Origin of the sequence: Sphingobacterium mizutaii (assembly GCF_900187125.1) — a bacterium.
In the GTDB taxonomy this organism is placed as follows: Bacteria; Bacteroidota; Bacteroidia; order Sphingobacteriales; family Sphingobacteriaceae; genus Sphingobacterium; species Sphingobacterium mizutaii.
In genome coordinates, this window is the sequence record NZ_LT906468.1 from 2633302 (window position 1) to 2653435 (window position 20134).

Here is a 20134-nt window from a genome sequence, read left to right on the forward strand (position 1 = left end):
GCTATGATTTTTGAAAAATTAACCGATTATAATTCAGTTCCAGTGTTTCAATCAGGATCTCTGCCCGACCAGCATTCAGCTCCGTAAGCTTCCAGCTTCTGGGCCATACATTGTTTATTTTCCAATGCATGATGGATTGATGCTCCTCATCCAATAAATTGATGACCACAGTCTCCAAGGTTTCATAAACCTGATCGTCGAAAGCCTTCTTCAGCCAATCCGTTATGGCCGATGAACCCGGTGATATCAAACCTCTTTTTAATACCAATGGACCATATTTATGGCGACTTGGAACAACATGTTCAAACCTGTTTTCACCACCTTCCTTGATGGTTTCAATATCAATCGAAGAATCCAAACCCGAAACAGACTGGAATTTAATATCCACAGCTTTATTCCCTTTCAGCGTAAAATTCACTGAAAAATGAAAATTGACCGTTTGATATAAACTGTCAGCCATGACTAATCAATTATTTTTTAGCTTCTACAATAGATAAACCCTCATGCACCAATTCCATTGTTTCGATCGCCACCTCATTGGCATCTGCTTTCAAATTGGTCGATTGCACCTTTGAAGGCCATGCTCTAGAAAGAGTCCATGAGATGATGGGTTGATGTTCTTCATCCAATAAGCGAATGGTAACATCCCGTCTGAATTTCTCCTTACCTTCTTGAAACATCATAGTTTTCTTCCACTGTTCAAAGTATTCGAAATCACCAAAGAAAGTTCCCCGTTTTAGGGTCACATTTGGGTATTTGGTCAATCCAGGTTGCTTAGTCTTGTTATAGGTGGGGCTACTGCCTTCACGGTATTCAATAACCTCAGTTTCAAAGTCAAGTCCACTAACTTCTGTAAAACCAATTCTAGTACCACCCCAATCCAATTGAAAATGGAACTTCGGTAGTGGATAGTTTTTTTTAGGATCGTTTGACATAACAAATGATTTAATGGTATTGATTATTTACACTTATTTGCAGGGTTCACTTCATTGATTGCATTCTCAAGGCTCTGCTTGCATGCAAAAAGTGCATCCCTCTTCTCTTTTGCGGAATCCAGTTCCTTTTTCAGCACGTCAACCCGCTGCTTGGTCTGATTATAATCTGATTCCAACTGATGATAATATTCATCAGAATCGATCGGAAGATGGATATGCGGTTCAATACAGCAGCATTCATGAGAATCCGAACTGCTTTCAATTTTAGCTGGTTCTGCATACGCTGCACCTTCTGAACCCGCATGGTTACAATGGAATTTATCCTTCCAATATTGGATCGTTCTTTTCAATCCGTATTCTTCGCAGATATTGATATGTAAACCATAGGCTAGTTCCACCACGGCAACAACTTGCGGAATCATGATATCCCGAGTTAAGATCACAGCATCCAATTTTTGTCCATAATCCTCCAAAACCTTCATGATACCAATTCCCGGAGCCAGCTCAGGCCGCTTCAAACAATTGATGCAAAGGATTAACTTGTCGTAATTGTTTTTCAACCTGTCTACTCGGATATAGAGGTCTTCAACCATACAGAATAAAATCTCTATGGCTTTGTTGGTCTTATCAGTGACGATACAAACCTTTTGCAACAGCAGGATAAAAAGTTCCAGTTGCCGGCATAGTGCATCTGCATTTTCATCTGTCGCTTCCCAGTCGGCAAACCAAGCCTTAAGGCGATCTCTTTCCTCGATACTTAGGTTATATTCCAGTTCCTTATTGCTGGCATAGGCATTTGCCGCTTTCCAGTCCGAGGTTACCTGTACCAGATCCCCCATCCATGCATCATAGCAGCAATCTCCGCCTGGCTCATTACTGTTAGGTTTTTGATCACAACAATCAAAAATGTCCCTATCAGAATTGCTTATTTCATTATAGCTTAACATAATTGTCTATTTTAAAATTTACCATATTGAAAATGGAACCTCAATCAGTCACAGCTTGAGCCACCTTCATTATCACGGATGCAATAGATTTCAGTGACTTCCTTACAGATATCACAGATATCACATTTACACTTCTTGAACCTGTTGTTATCCTCATTACCACCCTCATTACAACCACAGTCTCCTATGCAGCTACATTTATGGCAGCATAGGTAATCCTTCACCTCAACCAAGGTTTCCAATTCATTGCGTTTGCCATAAAGTGCATAACTCGATTGGGTATGGGATTTAATGGCTAACGTCAAATCATCTTGTGATTTCTTTAAACCCGCAGTAGCCGTATTGATCTGAGTTTGGATCAGGTCATCAAAGGTTTTTGCATTGCTAGCAAAATCCTGTTGGAATTTCTCTAATGATTTAACATTTGAAAAAGACTGGATCCCAATGATATCTGCAACTGAATTACAGATAATATCAATTTCCTGGCTTAGGTCAATTGGCCTTTCCACCAATTTGTTCAATATCCTACAGGCATCTTGGCACTCATTCGGCGCGTTGCTAGCTTCATGTTGTTTTTCCCCCTCATTACAATTATCGTTCGAACAACCCAATATTTTTAATTGGCCCGAATTACAACTATCATTCATGGCGGCATCCAATTTGGCTGCCGATTCCCGAAGGTTAGCAAAAGCAACTTTAGCATTCTTGGCGGTCATCAAAACAGCTTTCAAACCTGCCACTAACGCATCATTCTGGCTTATGCTAGCTGCAACATTCTTTTTTATTTCTTCTGAAGCTTGTATCAATTCCACTCCGACCTTCAATTCAAGGTTCCGGAGCATTTGGAAATTCTTTTCAGTTTTGACAAAAACACATTTCTTCTTTTCATACATCATCAAGGTCCCATCACTGGTCACCTCGCTTTCACTCAACTCACCTAACTTTCCTTTCAGCCTATTGCAGTAATCCTCTTTGATCTGATGGAGATTCTTCTGAGTTATTGTCTTTGCCTCATTACCATTACAATTCCCGTTTTTCGGGTTTCGCATATTTGAGCTTTCAATGGTCATAACAATGGTTTTTTAAGATTTACAATAAACATGATTTAGGACTCAGCAAGCATTTTATGCATGAAACGAAGAATTATGAACTCAGCCGGACGAACCACTGCCATTCCTATTTCTACGATCATCCTTCCTTCCCAAATATCCAGCTCCGTCATGGTCTCCCCCAGTCCGATATGAACAAAGAAGGCTTCCTTAGTCGAAGCACCCATTAATGCGCCTGCTTTCCATTGTTGGGTCAGGTAGTTCTCGATCATTGATTTCACACGAACCCATGTATTTCTATCATTTGGCTCAAATACAAATTGTTCAGTCGCATTTTTAACAGACTCTTCCACCATCGAGAAAAATCGCCTTACCGGAACATAACGCCACTCATTATCATTTCCCGCCAAGGTTCTAGCCCCCCAAACTATTGCGGGTCCTCTTCCAGGAAATGATCGGATAACATTAATGGATTTACCCGCTGTGGTATCCACATTCAGGTTCATCTGTTCCTTTTGATTGATCAGGAATTCTGGACGGATGGCATTGGCGACATTTACATTGGCAGGAGCTTTCCATACTCCCCTTGCATTATCGACTTGGGCATATACCCCAACCATGGCCGCTGAAACCGGCATGAGCATCTGAATATTGGAAATGGCACTCTTCGCCTGGAAATACTTTTCATTATTGATCGCCAATAATTCCTTCAGGTTCGCAGCACCGGGAGCACCGCTAATGGCAACCAACTCATCATTATCCTTGCTTGGATCTCCAGCAACCTTATAATTATAATCCACGCCGGTATATAATTTTGGAAAATATACAGCCGCATATTTATAAAAATCAGTAGTTCCTGAGAGCGTACTTCTCAATAATTCAACATCCAAACTCCATTGCGTCAGATTTGCAGGGTCATGGTAGACGTCCAAAACGGTAAACCGGTCTTGTAGCTCCACACATTGGTTAATGGCCTCTGTATGCACATTGTAATAATCAGAAGCTGTGCTCAAATTAGTAGAGTCAGGGAACACCAATAAGGTCACCTCATTGATCTTTCCAATCTCTTTCAAGCCATCAATCAAATTACTGGCAACAATAGAACCTCCACTGTCTACATAGTTCCCGACCGAACAAATCCAACATGGTCCACCACCATTCGCAAAAAACAGCTGCATACTGTAATGCATCAGGAATTTAGACCTTTTGGTATCATCTATCTTCCCATTGACATCTGCATTTGGACCAAAGACAACCGATAAACTTTCCTTCTCCGGATCGGGATATCCAAAATATTGCTCATACTGAAGCATGGATTCAATCCGCCAAGGTTTATTTCTAAGGTCATCTGTTTCTTTCCATTTTGCTATTTCAGTATATCCAATAAAAGCTGGAATAGCGGTTTCTACCGAAGCAATCGAAGGTGGAAGATGTGGTATCTCCTCTATATACACTCCGGGGGTTTTATATTCTTGCATAACAATAGATTTTGATTTATTATTCTTTTAATTATGGTCAAGGTGCCAGTGGAAACAAATCTGATTCTGGAACCATTATATCACTGTATAACTTCTTGTTTTCTATATGGATTTCATCCACCCCAACGGGATTAGGAAGATAAAATAAACTACTATCCGGTAACTTAAATAAGGTGCTGTTAGCCGTCAATGACTTAGGTTCTTTGGAGATTAACAGTCCATCGATGCTATGCATAAGGTCAGAATAAAGACCACTTTGTAAAGCATGGTTCCTGTTATTCATATATCGCCAGAAGGAAGGTCTGCTGAGGAAATGGATTTCAAAAATCGGTGCAGCCGGATCAATGATATTAAATTGATTTTTACGTGTGATCAATTTACCCGAAGCATCAAATAACTTATAACCACTTATGTTACCTTTTACTTTAATTAAGATCAAACCTATACAATTGCTTAACTCTTGATTATCGGAGTAAAAAACGAGCTTATGAACCTTATTAAATGACCCTGTTCCACTGACCTCCAATTGATAGACCAAATCTTCTTTGATCTTTTCTCCTGGAAGCATCTTCAATAGTTTTGGATCAAAAGCCAAATGCACCTTTGGAAATGGAGTAGAAGCTTTAAAATGGAGTTCCTGCACGATATTCCCCAAATGGTCCTTGAGGGTAAAATCTGCCTTGGTGATATTATTCGCATTTAGGAAGGAATAACTAAAACTGCTGCCACATAAAACCCTATCATTTTCATTGGTAAATGACTTCCCTGCTTTACTTAGCCATTGTTTGGTATTTGCTTGATCAAAATAAAACGCTTTAATATCATTTGCAGCAAACTTTGCCAATTCCCCCTGCTCATAGTCGTTCGCAGCATCATGATTTGATACTTCAGAATTTAAATAAGGAAAACCGCGAGTACCTGTTAAGGTAGAATCATTGCTGAAAAGATAATAGGAATTGATATTTCTTTCCAATTTTTGGTTAGTAATGGAATCAATTCTCGAAGTCCTTCTTTTGATCAAGATTGGAATATGCAGATCATCTTCTAACTTATGGATAGGTTCATAAGTACTCACTCCACTCGCTAATTTCTTGAGTTTGGCCTCTATCAATAATTTTAAACCCGAATAACTAGGTAATAGCTTTAGTCCATAGTTCTTCAACAAATCCTTACAGGTTTCAGGGATTTCATAAGACAAGTCCGAATTGATCTCATCTGCAAAAGATTCAAATTTATGGAACAGAAAATCCAGACGATCAGCTTGAGCGCTTAATTCAAACACGTTATTTCCGGACCTATCGGTGAGATAGAATTCGTGGAGGAGTTTGACCTCAAATAACGGTTTGTACAGCGTTCTCATGGCGTCAATTTATTTTACTGAGCTTAGTTTCAATTTCTTCAATCAACGGAGCATTCCTTACTTTTACATGTTCCGATAGGCTGATCAGACGGAGCTTGTACATCGCGAATGGCACTTGCCTGCCACCCAAGGACCCCCATAGGTAATTGATCTGTTCAAAGGATAAGGTGAAGAGTTCCATATTAAATTGGAACGGTTCGGTATGATCTGGATCTATAGGATTAATATTCACAGGATTGGAGGATGAAAAGCTGCTTTTGCTTTGCAAAAAACGAATCACCATGGACAACCTCTTTAAGGCCAATAAATAACCCTCCCCAGCATAGTTGCATGTAATCAATACGTAGAGGTTAATATAGATAGCAGGGTTTTCATAGAAGGCAGAACCATCAGGCATCCGCCGTAAGGGAGACTGGTTCTTCAATGTACTTTCTTCCTCAATATTCACCAGACTAATTACTATATTATCCGGCAAACCATTTCCCCCAGAAGTTTCCCCCAGACCAATATTGTCAATAATAACGCTTGCAGCGTTATCGCCTTTAGAACTCAGATAAGCCAGCAGTTCAGTCTTAAACAATATAAGGGCTTGATCTATCATGCTGATTGGTTATTAATGGAAGCTAGAGTGCTTTTTCTTAGAAATAATTCTCGAATAAATTTCTGCATAAAACCCTTTTACAACAATAGCTAGCAATAGTCATTTCATTGTAGGGAGGTGTCTATCGATTATTCGGTCCGTGTTAATATGAGCGTGCTCCGAAGGGTCTCGGAACTATCCATAACTCATTTTTTGAAAAACCCACTACGGGCAATGAAATTAAGTTAAGGGTGTTTGTGTCATTCTGACGAAGGAAGAATCTCGGGAAAACGCAAACATCCAAATTAAAAAAAATCATTTTTTGCACTGCCGTACAGTTCCTTAACCTTCGGTTAAGGATGACATTATCTACAGGATAAGAACCGCACAGATTCTTCATTACAATTTCATGTCATCTTCATTCTTCGGTTGAAGACCTGTTCGCCAATGCTATTCATGTTGTTTTTAATTTTGAATGTCTGCATTGTTCCGAGATGCTTCGTCCCTCAGCATGACAAACAAAAAACAACACTTAAGGGCATTGCCCAGCGTGGGTGAAATATTTTTCTGAAAATCCCTTCTTAATTCATTTCCAATTCTGAACGAACAGTGAAGAATCTGTACGTAAATGTCCAATACATTTTGTCATCGTCCATCGAAGATGGATGACCTGTTCGCCAATACCATTATGGTTGTTTTGTTCCGTGAATCTTCGGTCCTACCATGACAAGTTTGGTAGAAGTGTGTTTCGAGCCATTCAGGCCCATATTTATTTATCTGAAGAATATTTTTATCCGCCATACATCCCCAGCGGGGATAAATTATTTTAGCATGGATGGTAAACAATATAGGGGTAATGCAAAAACGATGTTCGATTAATCGAACATCGTTTTTGCGCTACTTCCAGGCTAACGAGCCATGCCAGCTAAAATAATGGAACCCCAAAAGGGGTTCATCTGAAAAGTTGAAAAACATCTTTTTAAATGGGCCTTTCCAATTCTGAACCATTAGTGAAGAATCTGTACGTATGTCTCCACTCTGATCTTGTCATTCTTCATCAAAGATGAAGAACCAGTACGCCAATTCAATCATTTTTTGTTTAGTTCCGAGATGCTTCGTCCCTCAGCATGACAAACAAAAAACTAAACTTGAGGACATTGCCTTGCAAGCTTTCCTTTTTAAACCATATTGAACAAAATCGCAAACTTGGTCAAATGACATAGGTTATTAATCTCCAACTTGTTGGTGATATTCTTTCGGTGATTATTCACGGTATGGATGGAGATAAACAATAACTCCGAAATATCATGACTGCTCTTTCCTTCCACAATTAATTTTATGACCTCCTTCTCCCGCTTACTCAACAACATGACCCGATTACAATACTTTTGGAAATAACTTTCATCATTTAGTGATAATGGTTTGTTTTCAGCCTTATTCAACTCAAAAGCATAGCGAAATAATATCCCAGGCTGGCTTTCATCACCAAGGGCAAACAACTTACTGGTTGCGAAATACCATTTATAATCCCCGGTATGCTGAGGTCTCGCTCGCTGAAAAAAGAAATATACCTTATTCAATTCCTTCTGTCGAATAGCATGGAAAAGCTCCGGCATTAATGGGACAAGATCTTCAGGAGGAAAGAAGAAATCAAAATAAGCTAACCAGATCTGTTCAGTTTCTGGGTTAGCATGATTCATCCCATCGGTTCTACATTTATAAAAGAAGGAATTCGTTGGCTCATTATGATTCTCAACAACTAAGTTTCCTACATCAAAATCACCTATTTCCACCTTTAGGAATTTCTGCTGCAGAATCTGGCCAACCATATCAATAATATGACTGTTGAAGTCATAATATTGGCTTGATTGTGTATCCTGTGTTAGATTCATCGGATGCGTATTAAAAGTTAGCGAAACGTGTAAAATCAAAACCGGCAATTAACCAATATTGATGCAATTTGAATTAAATCTAATGCTTAATGGCAATAAATTAAATAGTAATGAGTAGGATATAACTATGAATGAGTAAGGCCTAGTAAATAATTAGTGAACGGCTTTTTCGATTTTTCAAACTGCTTATAAAATATCTTATAACTAAAGACTTATAAATTCAGAAAGCAAAAATATATAAAAATGAAATAGAATATATATTGCTTACCTAAAAAAAACAATAAATTATCATTATAAATAAAAATAAGCGTAGAACAAACCCAAGATTGAGCTAAAAACATTTGAATAATTTCATACAAATCATCTGTTAAAAAATGCTAACTTTTTAATACATAATTGGTTAAAAGGTTAAAAACGTTAAAGAAATTTCTTTTTTAAATACTTTGTAATAGTTTTACTGTATAGAAAAATTTATCGTCTAACTGTAAATTATTTTCACATGAATTATCCGTTATTTTCAACACTGCTTATCTTCTGCTCAACGCTGAATTTCAGTTATGCCCAAGACTCTTCATCAGCAAAAACCCATTCAATAGGAATAGGTCCAATTTTAGGTTATGATTTTTCCATACAAGGCACATCGTATGGAATTGGATTGCTATATGAATACAGACCTTTAAATAAACTTAGTTTCTTTTCAACCTTAAATTATGAAGTAACTGTTCGGGATATATCCAAGAATGTTCTTTTAACCATGCCTGAAATCTGGAAACACGAAGTCTTTTCCCTAAATGGAGGTATTCGATATTATTTATTGAGGAACCTATATCTTTCCGGATCATTAGGTTTAGCCTTTGAAGCCAGCACCCTTCAAAAAGCAAATGGACAAAAGCAAGGCGGAGAATTCAAACCTGCTTTATACCGTTCTTTGTTTGCAGGCTACCAAATCCCATTGATCAATAAGGATATCATAGAGATTGAAACTGGTTTTTCTGGTACAAAAACCTCTAATCGAGGTGGTATGGTCGCTCGATATAAGTTTTAAAAATAAAGAAAGCCGTCAATCGACGGCTTTCTAAATAAAACATCTATAACACTTAATAGCCCTTATTTTGCACAAGTTTATTATTGTTCCTGATTTCTGATGTAGGTTTAGGGAACAACAATTCCCGCTCGGTCAAAACTGGACCATAAGAGAATTTATGCCCTACATAATTATCAAATTTCTTAGTTCCTGCATTATAAGCTTTCCTTAAGCGTACCATATCAAACCAAGTGATATTTTCATAACACAGCTCATACCAACGCTCTTTCCAAATCGCTTCCCGAAGCTGATCCTTGGACAATCCGCTCAAGTTTGGTAGTTCAGCCCTTTTTCTGATTGCGTTTACCGCATCATAAACCTTTTGGTTAGGGCCTGAAACTTCATTGGCAGCCTCAGCATACATCAACAGCACATCAGCATAACGAAGGATTGACCAATTTAAATCACTATTTGTGGTACTAGTCTGTGCCGCCTCATCAAAATGCTTATAGAGGAAATATCCGCCTAGATTAACTTCCTTTGTCCGATCCGACTCATGGGTATACTTGGTAAAGAAAAACTGTTTCTCTGCACGGCGAAGGTCGTTCGATTCATAAGATTCCACAAAATCCTTCGTCGCATAAATACCTCCGGTTTCATCGGAATAAGCGGAGATGTTCTTATTGTATGGAATGATAGCAACTTGCCAATTCGATGCGATTACTTGGGTTTTATATTGAATGCTAAAGATATTCTCAACTCCATTTTTCTTCTTGGGATCATGCAGATCGGCATAGGTAGGAAACAATTGGTATTGCTTGGAATTGATTACTTCTTCTGAAGCCTTTGCAGACAGATCAAAATAAGCTGCCCCTTTATTCAATGGGTACCCAGCCATGGTCAAATAAACTTTCGCCATCAGCGATTTGATGATTCCCATATTTACTTTCCCACTTTGATCATTCCATGGCAAACCTGAATTCTCAGCAACTTTCAAATCACTGACGATTAATTCATAGACCTTGTCTACCGTAGACTGCTCTGGATAAAGTTGCTCAGAAGTCAAACTTACCGCTTCCGTCACCAATGGAATTTCCCCGAACATCTGAACCAGATTAAAGTAGAAAAATGCCCTTAGGAAATGTGCCTCACCCAATATTTTTTTCTTTTCAGTTTCGTCCATCGTAATCTGCGGAATATAAGTTATGGAAAGATTTGCATTCCCAATACCCTTATAATAGGTTGTCCAATAATCTAATCCATAGCCATTATCTGAAGTATTTCTTAAATCCTTTACATAGTAACTATTCACCGCCTGACCTAGATCTGTTCCTGCCAATCCCGTTGCAAACTCAAGCATCATCCAGGTTCCTCCACCAAATCCGCTGACCATTGGATTCCTTAAATTGGCATAGATTGCACTCACGGAACTTCGGGCATGCTCTGGCTTGGTGAAATAATTCTCCACCGTAAAGTTACTAGGGTCCGATTCATCCAAAAAGCCAGTACAGCCAACCAAGCCTACGAATGAAGCCACCGCTGTAGTTAATTGAATCGTTCTCTTGATATATTTTATGTATTTCATGATTTTCCTATTTTATTATAATCCAATGTTCAATCCTAACGTAAATACTCTTGGTCTTGGATAGTCATATAATCCAAAACCTTGATCAAATGCAGACCCCGAATTGGAAACCTCTGGATCATATCCTGCATATTTAGTGATCACAAAGAAGTTCTGAACAGAAGCAAAAAAGCGCAATCGATCCAATTTCATTCTGGAAACAACATCAGGATTCAAAGTATATGAAAGCATTAAGTTCCTTCCCCTGATAAATGATGCATCAGATACTTTATGGCTATCGTTATTTGTGGTGTAATAAGCATTGATTGGTCGCACCTGTGCGATCGGAGTATTCTGGTTACTTTCTGTCCAAGCATTTAAAACAGTTTTGTAACTATTTGCAATCCCTTGTCTGTCTTCCGCAGAGTGAATACTACGATCGATCACATCATTGCCAAACATATATTGAAGATCGATCAATAGGGAAAGATTCTTATACTTGAATGTATTGGAGAATGTACCGTAACCATCAGGAATACCACGACCAATAATGGTTTTATCATTATCATTGATCACACCGTCTCCATTGATATCTTGGTACTTAACATCACCTGGAAGTCTATTGAATTTAATAGCTTCTGCCTCTTCAGCGGTTGACCAAGTGCCTAAATGTTGGAAACCCCAGAATGATCCCACCGGCTCACCTTCTCGGATAATGGTGGCTCCACTATAGATATCAGCACCACCAATCAATTTCAAGACTTGGTTTCTGTTGTATGAAAAATTGAAGAGACCAGACCAACTGAATACATCATTTCCAATATTGGCCACATTGACACCAAATTCAATCCCATCATTTTTCATACTTCCGACATTTCTGAAAATGGTACTATATCCACTGGACAATGGAACTGGCGCATCTAATAGCATATCTTTTACCTGACGGTGATACACATCCAATTCAAAGTTTAACTTGTTTTGGAACAAACCCAGTTCAAGACCCAAATCCACTTGTTCCGTACGTTCCCATTTCAGGGTTGGATTGGCAATCCTTCCAGTTCCTACACCTACCAGACGATCGCCGCCTTGAATGATTTCATAGTTCCCCATTCCAGCCAATGCTCGGTATGCAGGAATCTCTGAATTACCCGTAGCACCATAGCTCATCCTCAACTTCAGGTTGGAAATGCTTTCTGATTCTTTCAGGAAATTCTCCTCATTGATTTTCCATGCCACCGCTGCAGAAGGGAAAAATGCATACTGATTATCCTGTCCAAATTTGGAGGATCCATCCACACGACCTGTAAAAGTAAATAGGTACTTGTTCAACAAGGTATAGTTGATCCTCGTAAAATAAGAGTTCAAGCCATTGGCATTCGCTCCTGAAGATGGCGCATTCATGGTTGCTCCTGCTCCTAGATTATTGAATTGATAATAGAAATCGGTGTACTTGCTTGAACTAGCATAGGATCCAAAATAATCCGTATGCTGCCAAGAAAAACCTAACATGGCATTAATGGAATGGATATTTCCGAAATCTTTCAAATAGGTAAAATAGTTCTCGAATTGCCAAGAATTAAATCGCTTATTGTCCACATTCGCCGAACCGTCACTAGAAATATATTGTAAACCAGCAGCTGCTGCATAATCCTTCCTTTGATTGATAATATTGGTACCGATAGAAGTCCGGAACTCTAAGCCATCCAATATCTTGATATTGGCATACATATTTCCAATAAAAGGCTGGGTAGAAAGAAAATAAAGTCTTTCATCCGCAACACGGATGGGGTTATCGCCACCTTCCATGCCTGGATAATCGCGGTTACTGGCCCACCTACCATCTGCATAACGCACCGGAATCAAAGGCAATGCTTCCAATACCTGACGCATCATGGTAATTCCGCCGCCTCCAAGTTCATCAACTTGCTTGTCCTTTTGGTCCGTATAGCTCAATACCCCACCTACTTTCAACCAATCTTTGATCTCGGTATCAAATACAAATCTTGCCGAATACCTCTTCTGCCAAGAACCATAAGCTACACCTTGTTCATTTCTGTAGTTGACAAAACCACCATAGGAACCTTTTTCATTTCCATTGGTAAAAGATAACTGATGATTTTGGGTGATAGCATTCCGGAAAGCTTCCTTCTGCCAATCCGTATTATAGAGCGGATTACCATTGGAATCAAAAAGCAAAGGATTGGTCCGTTTTGTTTTAGGATCGGTGTATTTTGTGCCAGTTGCCCAGCCTACTGGATCAAATTTCTTGGCATTCTGATAGGCTAGCTCTTCCACTGCCAAGAATTCCTCTGAACTCAATACTGGCAATAATTTTGGAGCATAACCAACTCCAACCTCCGCATCATAAGTCGCCCTTCCTCCGCCAGAAGTACCGCGTTTGGTCGTAACAATAACAACCCCATTGGCACCACGCGCACCGTAGATGGCTGTTGAAGAAGCGTCCTTCAATACCTCAACGGAAGCAATGTCATTTGGATTGATATAATCAATTGGGGAACTACCATTCTGCAATCCATCCCTGCTCATGATCACTCCATCAATAACATACAGGGGATTATTCGTGGTTGAAATGGAACTCGACCCACGGATTCTGATATTGGCACGACCACCCGGTCGGCCAGAACTGGTGGAAACATTCACACCGGTAATTTTGCCACCTAAAGCTTGGTTTAAATTTGAAGCAGGTCGTTCTTGTAAAGCCTCTCCTTGAACGGTACCAACAGCACCGGTCAAATCACTTTTCTTCACCACACCATAACCTACAGCTACAACTACTTCTTCAATGGATTCTGAGGAAGTGCTCATCTGTACATTGATGACGGCCCGATTGTTGACCGCTTCGCTATGGGTATTGTAACCGATATAGGTAAAGGTCAGGTTGGCATTTGGATTGGTTTTGATTTCATAAGCACCATTGGTATCGGTGCTTGTACTGGCATTTCCAGAGCTACTCTTGATCGAAACACCTGCCAGGGGTTCGTTGTTTGTCGAGGTCACTCGCCCAGTAATCGTGAGTTCCTGCGCATATGTCATTTTTACCAATAAGAAAAATAACAATAAAGGAACACATCGGATGTAAGTTCTCATCATGGTTTTAAGTTTAAAAGGGTTATATATTGTGTTATTTGTTTTCTTGTAAAAAGGAAAACCAACATGCTAAAACTCTTAACCTTAAACCAATACACTCCACCCTCGCCTTTTTTTAAAGGCAATTAAATCCCATCGAGAAGAAATCAACTCAACTCCCAGAATTGCTCGGGAAATTACATGATATGTGCTTGTTTATTTTTTGAGTGCGTTCTTAATTAGTGTTTACAGGTTATATGGTTAATTATCTGAGCAATATATAGTTGTCTCAGTTCAAGTTAAAACTAAGATAAACCTCTCATTCCGATAAAGTATCCTGTACTATCCTGACTTTTACCAAATTGTCGCATCCTTTCCTAACAATTCCTTAATTTCGTCATCATAAAATTTGATTAAACAATGAAAAAGCTACTGGTATTACTCTTATTAAGCTCTTCAGTCGCTTACGGTCAACGAGGTTTCACTATCGATGAGACAGTTTATGGACCCAGCAAGTTTGCTCCTAAAACACTGACCGCAGCAAAATGGATCAAAGATGCTGATGCATTCTCCAATCTGGACAGTACCTCCCAAAACCTTTTGGCTCGTGAGGCAAAAAATAATTGGACTCCTGTTCAATTAGCTAGCACCAACGATATACTCAATGCCCTTAAAGAAATAGCGGCAAATGATAAATTCTCTCTCCGCTCCTTTCCTAGCAATTACAGTTGGATAGATAAAGAAAACATCAAACTGAATATTAGGGCTGAGAAAAACAGCTATAACATCTCTTACAATGTGTATAGCAAAAAAGCGAAACTCAATGCTACGCTGCCCAACAATAGAGATGCTGAAGAATTCAGTCATTCTAATAAGCATACAGCTTATCTGAACGGCAACAATATCGAAATCATTAAATCGGATGGCAGTAAGATTACGGTCACTAAAGATACCGTGGATGGTATCGTCAATGGTAGCTCAGTGGTTCACAGAAATGAATTTGGCATTTCCAAAGGAATGTGGTGGTCCCCAGACGATAAAAAACTTCTTTATTATCGTAAGGATGAAAGCATGGTTAGCAATTACCCCTTACCGCAGTGGGATACTCGTGTAGCGACCATTAAAGATATTCGCTATCCGATGGCTGGAATGAAAAGTGAAGAAGTCACTTTGAATATCTTCAATACCGAAACAGGCGAGTATGTTCAACTGCAAACAGGTGAACCAAAAGAACAATACTTAACGATTGTAACTTGGGACCCATCGAGCGATTTTGTATTTGTAGGGGTTTTAAACCGAGGTCAGGACCATTTAAAACTGAATAAATATAATGCTAAGAACGGCGAATTGGTACAGACCTTATTTGAAGAATCTTCCTCTACTTGGGTAGAACCACAGGTAGCCTTGGAATTCATACCAAATAAGCCAGATCAATTTTTGTATCAAACCGATAAGGATGGATTCAATCAACTTTATCTTTATAATACCCAAGGGAAATTGGTCAAAAATCTAGGTTATAAAGATGTGATTGTAACAGATTTCCAAGGTTTCGATGCTAAAGGAAACAAAGGATATTATATTGGTGCAAGTAATCAGGGAATGGAACGCCACTTATTTGAAGTAGACCTGAAATCTGGAAAAACTAGCCAATTGACTTCCAATAAAGGAACCCATAATGCTTCTGTGAGTAGCTCAGGAAAATATATCCTGGATCAATACAGTAATTTGGACCAACCCAATATCGTTCAGGTTATTGACATAAAATCCAACAAGGCTCAGAATTTAGTTACAGCTGCTAACCCGTTCAATGGAAAAGTAGACTTACCTAAAATTGAATTCAAGACCCTGACTTCCGCAGATGGTAAGACTCCGCTAAATGCTAGGATCACCTACCCTGCCAATTTTGACCCTAACAAGAAATATCCAGTTATGGTTTACCTATATGGTGGGTCCCATGCACAATTGGTAACCGATAAATGGCTAGGAGCTGTTGGTTATTTCGATATGTACATGGCGCAAAATGGATATCTTGTGTTTACCATGGACAATAGAGGTTCCGATGCCCGCGGTCGTGACTTTACCCGAGTTACCCATCGCAATCTTGGTGAAGCAGAAATGGCTGATCAACTGGTAGGTATTAAATACTTAAAATCCAAACCTTACGTAGATGCTGAGAACATGGGCATATTTGGCTGGAGCTTTGGTGGCTTTATGACAAGTTCCTTGATGACCAAACACAATGATATCTTTAAGGCTGCGGTTGCTGGAGGACCAGTAATCGACTGGAAATATTATGAAGTGATGTATGGCGAACGTTATATGGATACCCCTCAAGAAAATCCTGAAGGCTATGAAAAGACCTCCATGCTCAATAAAGCAGATCGATTGAACGGTCACTTATTAATTATCCATGGAGCCCAAGATCCTGTTGTGGTTCAACAACATAGTATGGAATTTATCCAAAAATGCATTGAAGCCGGTAAACAAGTCGATTACTTCCTTTACCCAACGCATGAACATAATGTACTTGGCAAAGACAGGATCCATATGTACGATAAAATTGCTAAATACTTCGATTTATACTTGAAGAAATAGCCAGAATAAATCATCAAAAAAATCCCTAATATCGAAAGGTATTAGGGATTTTTATTTAAATAATGGTCGATTTGAAAAAACAATGGTAAAAATATCAATCCCCCCTTTTTCCTGATTTTACTTTTATATTTTTGAAAAAAACTTAAACCATTGAAAAGGATTATTACCATACTTTGCTTCATTTTCGCTGTTCAATTAAGCATCGCTCAAACATCAAAAATCTCAGGAACAGTAAAAGATTCACTATCATCAAGCCCTATAGCATACGCTAGTGTCGGTCTTTTGGATGCCAATAAAAATGTAATCGATGGAATGATTACCGACACAACCGGAGCATTTCAGTTCTCTAACCTTAAAAACGGCCAGTATATATTACAGGTTAAGTTTATTGGCTATAATCAAAAGAACAGCGCGATTGAGATTAAAGGGCAAAAGTTAATTGATGTGGGAAATATCCTGATTTCAGGAGCCAACCATAGTTTAGAACAAGTAACAGTCACGGCCAATATTGCTGGCCAGAGGCATAGCAGCGATAGACAGACCTACCAAGCGAGCCAATATAAAAATGCCGTTGGTGGAACGGCCTTAGATATCGTAAAAAACCTTCCCTCTGCAGCGATAGATGCCAATGGAAATATCAGCATGCGTGGAAATACAGGTGTCATTGTACTGATCAATGGGAAACCTTCATTCCTTGATCCCGCAACGATCTTAGGGCAAATCGCTGCCAATGATGTTTCAGAGGTAGAATATATCACTAGCCCTACGGCACAATATGATCCCGATGGCAAAGGCGGAATAATTAACCTAAAAACGAAGAAATCGGCTGCAAACGGATTTGCTTGGATCTTAAACTTACAAGGTGGTCTACCCAGTATTGATGATTACGATAATATCGAAAGTCAAAAACGCTTTGGCGGAGATATTTCTTTCCAATTGAAAAAGGATAAGCTGGAACTTAATGGTTCTGCAAACTACCTTCGTAATGATAATGCTGGCTTCAGGGACGGAGATGTCAATACCATTATCGGAGATCGTCAAACCTTCTTCCCTTCCAAGGGGGAACGCAGTTTTGATAAATACAATTACGGTTTAAGATTGAATGCCACTTATGAAGTATCAGAAAAACACAACCTAAACTTAGGAGTTTTGGCTTCCAGAAGATTCCAAGACAGGTTAGCTGATATTCACTATAACAATAGAACGATTCAGCCTTCAACAGGGGACCAGATCTCAAGCTTAGATTATTTCAATAGCAATCTTCAGAACAAACAAGGTGAGTTTTATCTGTTGGATTTTTCTTATCAATATAAAATTAATCCAACGCACTCCCTTCAATTGGGTGCCATCTATGAATTTGCCAATATTTATGGTTCCACTAAAAATGGTAATATTGAAAATAACATCGATACAGTACAGTGGACCCATAATACCTATACCAATCCCCTGCATGGTTTAAGACTATCCTTACAACATAGCTGGAAACTAAACAATGCAGAATTGACCTCAGGTTATCAATTAAGGAATGATCGCCAAAAGGGAAATTTTGAATACTATGCCTCAGAAAAAGGAACCCAAGACCTTCAATTAATCCCAGAATTTACTGGTCGATTGAATGCAACGAATAGAGTACATGCACTATTTAGCCAATACGACAGAAAATTCAACAGTACCCAACTTTCCTTGGGTCTACGTTACGAATATTATCAAAGGGACCTCCTGTTATTGCACAATAATCAGGAATACCCTTATTCCATCCATCAACTCTACCCAAGCTTTAATCTCATGCAAGATTTAGGTGCAGGCTGGTCTTGGAAATTAGCAGCGGCAAGAAGGGTCCAAAGAAACAATAACTTTGAGCTGAATCCAATCCCAGAGCGTGAACACTCCGAAACCTTAGAACAAGGTGATCCAGAATTATTACCGGAGTTTACAAGCAATGCGGAAACTGGACTCGTAAAAAAATTAAATGCAGGAAGTCTTTTCCTCAATGCCTACTACCAACATACCAAGAATCCTATACAACGGGTAAACTCGGTCTATGCTGATACCATCTTGCACCGTGTATTTACCAATGCTGATTATGCTTCACGCTATGGAATGGAAATCGGTGGAGAAGGCAAACCATTAAACTGGTTAAAAGTTAATGCTGGTGCAAACATCTATAACTACAAGATTTCTGGCCAAGTACTAGACTATCAAGAAACGAGGTCAAACCAAGATTGGGTATATTCCATCAATGCTGGGGTACAAGCAGATTTTGCCCCTACTTGGAGCACTGGTCTTCAGGTCAATTACCTTTCGGAAAGACCAACAGTTCAAGGTAAGGATTCGAGGTTCCTGACGCCACATTTCAACCTGAGCAAGGGATTCTTAAAAGGAGCCATTACCGCTCAATTGCTTTGGCAATTCATAGAATTAAACAAGAAATGGGGCGTTAATGAACAAAGGATTACGACCTATTCCAACGATTTCTACACCACTACGAATTACATTTATGAGAAAAATGTCTTTTTGATCAATCTGAATTTCAACCTGCATAAATTAAATCAGATCATTAAGCTACCGAAAAGTGAATTCGGGGAAAAAGAGTTTTAAGACACTTGTTTCTTGAAATCCTTAGGCGTAATTCCAGTATAGCGCTTAAAATACTTGGAAAAATTAGATTTATCAGAGAAGCCAAGAATGAAGGCAACTTCCGAAATGCTGTTTGTTGTGTAATACAATAGTCTTTTGGCTTCTTTGATAATATATCCAGCCAATACTTCCGATGCTGTAAGGTTGACATGCTTTTTACAGGCAGCACTTAAATTCTGGGGACTTGTATTGAGTTGGGCAGCATAATGTGCAACATGGTTGACTACTTTTACTTCTTTATTCAGTAATTCGCAGAAATTCACATACAGGTTATTCTGTATAAGTTTCGAGGATCTGGTTTGTTCAGTATTTTCCAACACCTTAGACAACATTGCTTTAAATAATCCTTCTTGAGCAATTTTATTATTTTCCTTTTCCAATAATCTAAAGATCTGCTCTATACTTTGGCTCTCTTTTAGGAAAATCTGATCATATTGAATGATGCTTTCGACAAGCCTATTGATTTCAAAATCTAAGCTTTGCTCCACAAATAATTTCTTTACCAAAAGGACAAAGCCTTCCACAGGATTTTCCAATTCCCAATGGTGAACATTATCCTTTCGGATGATTAATATGCAAGGGACCTTAACTGCCGCCTCTCTCCCATCAATATAGTGCCTGCCCCTAGTTTCCGATAAGAAAACCAATTCCAAGTAGCCATTATGCTTATGCGGCTTCGTCTGATTTTTTGCGCGATCAAAGACAGCAACCTTGATCAGTTTCTGAGGTTCAAGCTTATCCTTAATGGCTATTTTCTTTACTTGCATGCTATGGGAATAATATTTTATCGCTATTCTTTCAAATATATTGGAATTCCTTAATTTTTTTAGAAATCCATAAACCATAATCCGGGAAAAATTTTTAATTAAAAAAAATGGAAAATCATTTGGACTGTTCTCTTAACTTCGCTTTACCCATATTCGAGGCATATTCGGAAAATTCCGAATATGCCTCGAATAAGATCAATTGGAAATCTAAAAATCATT

14 protein-coding genes are annotated in these 20134 nt (G+C 38.8%); 3 read left to right on the forward strand and 11 right to left on the reverse strand.

The window, feature by feature from the left end; all coding sequences use genetic code 11:
- Position 1 precedes the first annotated feature (1 nt).
- The 8 genes from CKW03_RS11335 to CKW03_RS11370 all read right to left on the reverse strand — a co-directional run bounded on the left by CKW03_RS11335 (position 2) and on the right by CKW03_RS11370 (position 8241).
- Entirely contained in the window at positions 2–460 is a 459-nt protein-coding gene (locus CKW03_RS11335; protein ID WP_093096913.1) for a phage tail protein, read from the reverse strand.
- Positions 461–470: 10 nt separating this feature from the next.
- A complete protein-coding gene (locus CKW03_RS11340) occupies positions 471–935 on the reverse strand; it encodes a phage tail protein (RefSeq protein WP_093096915.1) in 465 nt (154 codons plus the stop codon).
- Between the two features lie 23 nt (positions 936–958).
- Positions 959–1882, reverse strand: coding sequence for a hypothetical protein (locus tag CKW03_RS11345; protein WP_093096918.1), 924 nt, complete (start codon positions 1880–1882; stop codon positions 959–961).
- A gap of 44 nt (positions 1883–1926) precedes the next feature.
- Positions 1927–2952 (reverse strand): hypothetical protein, encoded by a 1026-nt coding sequence (locus CKW03_RS11350; protein ID WP_093096921.1) that lies wholly within the window; start codon positions 2950–2952, stop codon positions 1927–1929.
- Positions 2953–2987: 35 nt separating this feature from the next.
- Positions 2988–4409 (reverse strand): phage tail sheath family protein, encoded by a 1422-nt coding sequence (locus CKW03_RS11355; protein WP_093096923.1) that lies wholly within the window; start codon positions 4407–4409, stop codon positions 2988–2990.
- 37 nt (positions 4410–4446) lie between these two features.
- Positions 4447–5769, reverse strand: a complete 1323-nt coding sequence (locus tag CKW03_RS11360) for a hypothetical protein (RefSeq protein WP_093096926.1) — start codon at positions 5767–5769, stop codon at positions 4447–4449.
- A 4-nt stretch (positions 5770–5773) separates the two neighbouring features.
- Positions 5774–6370, reverse strand: coding sequence for a Pvc16 family protein (locus tag CKW03_RS11365; protein ID WP_093096928.1), 597 nt, complete (start codon positions 6368–6370; stop codon positions 5774–5776).
- A gap of 1157 nt (positions 6371–7527) precedes the next feature.
- The gene (locus tag CKW03_RS11370; RefSeq protein WP_093096930.1) at positions 7528–8241 is read right to left on the reverse strand and encodes a response regulator transcription factor; all 714 of its coding nucleotides are present in this window, start codon (positions 8239–8241) and stop codon (positions 7528–7530) included.
- 499 nt (positions 8242–8740) lie between these two features.
- On the opposite strand from CKW03_RS11370, the gene CKW03_RS11375 reads away from it, so the two are divergent.
- Positions 8741–9286, forward strand: a complete 546-nt coding sequence (locus CKW03_RS11375) for a hypothetical protein (protein WP_093096933.1) — start codon at positions 8741–8743, stop codon at positions 9284–9286.
- A gap of 52 nt (positions 9287–9338) precedes the next feature.
- Here the strand turns inward: CKW03_RS11375 and CKW03_RS11380 are convergent, their stop codons facing one another.
- Both CKW03_RS11380 and CKW03_RS11385 read right to left on the reverse strand, forming a co-directional pair.
- Positions 9339–10850 (reverse strand): RagB/SusD family nutrient uptake outer membrane protein, encoded by a 1512-nt coding sequence (locus CKW03_RS11380; RefSeq protein ID WP_093096936.1) that lies wholly within the window; start codon positions 10848–10850, stop codon positions 9339–9341.
- Between the two features lie 15 nt (positions 10851–10865).
- Complete coding sequence (locus CKW03_RS11385) at positions 10866–13940, reverse strand: SusC/RagA family TonB-linked outer membrane protein (protein WP_093096939.1); 3075 nt, start codon at positions 13938–13940, stop codon at positions 10866–10868.
- Between the two features lie 396 nt (positions 13941–14336).
- Here CKW03_RS11385 and CKW03_RS11390 point away from each other — a divergent pair, with 396 nt between their 5' ends.
- Positions 14337–16511, forward strand: a complete 2175-nt coding sequence (locus CKW03_RS11390) for a S9 family peptidase (protein WP_093096942.1) — start codon at positions 14337–14339, stop codon at positions 16509–16511.
- 150 nt (positions 16512–16661) lie between these two features.
- Positions 16662–19109 carry a TonB-dependent receptor gene (locus tag CKW03_RS11395; RefSeq protein WP_093096945.1) on the forward strand — a complete coding sequence of 816 codons (2448 nt, stop codon included), beginning with the start codon at positions 16662–16664 and terminating at the stop codon, positions 19107–19109.
- On the opposite strand, the gene CKW03_RS11400 is transcribed toward CKW03_RS11395, so the two are convergent.
- On the reverse strand, positions 19106–19915 hold the full coding sequence (locus CKW03_RS11400) for an AraC family transcriptional regulator (RefSeq protein ID WP_157739497.1): 810 nt from the start codon (positions 19913–19915) through the stop codon (positions 19106–19108). The two genes, CKW03_RS11395 and CKW03_RS11400, sit on opposite strands and share 4 nt — an antisense overlap.
- Positions 19916–20134 lie beyond the last annotated feature (219 nt).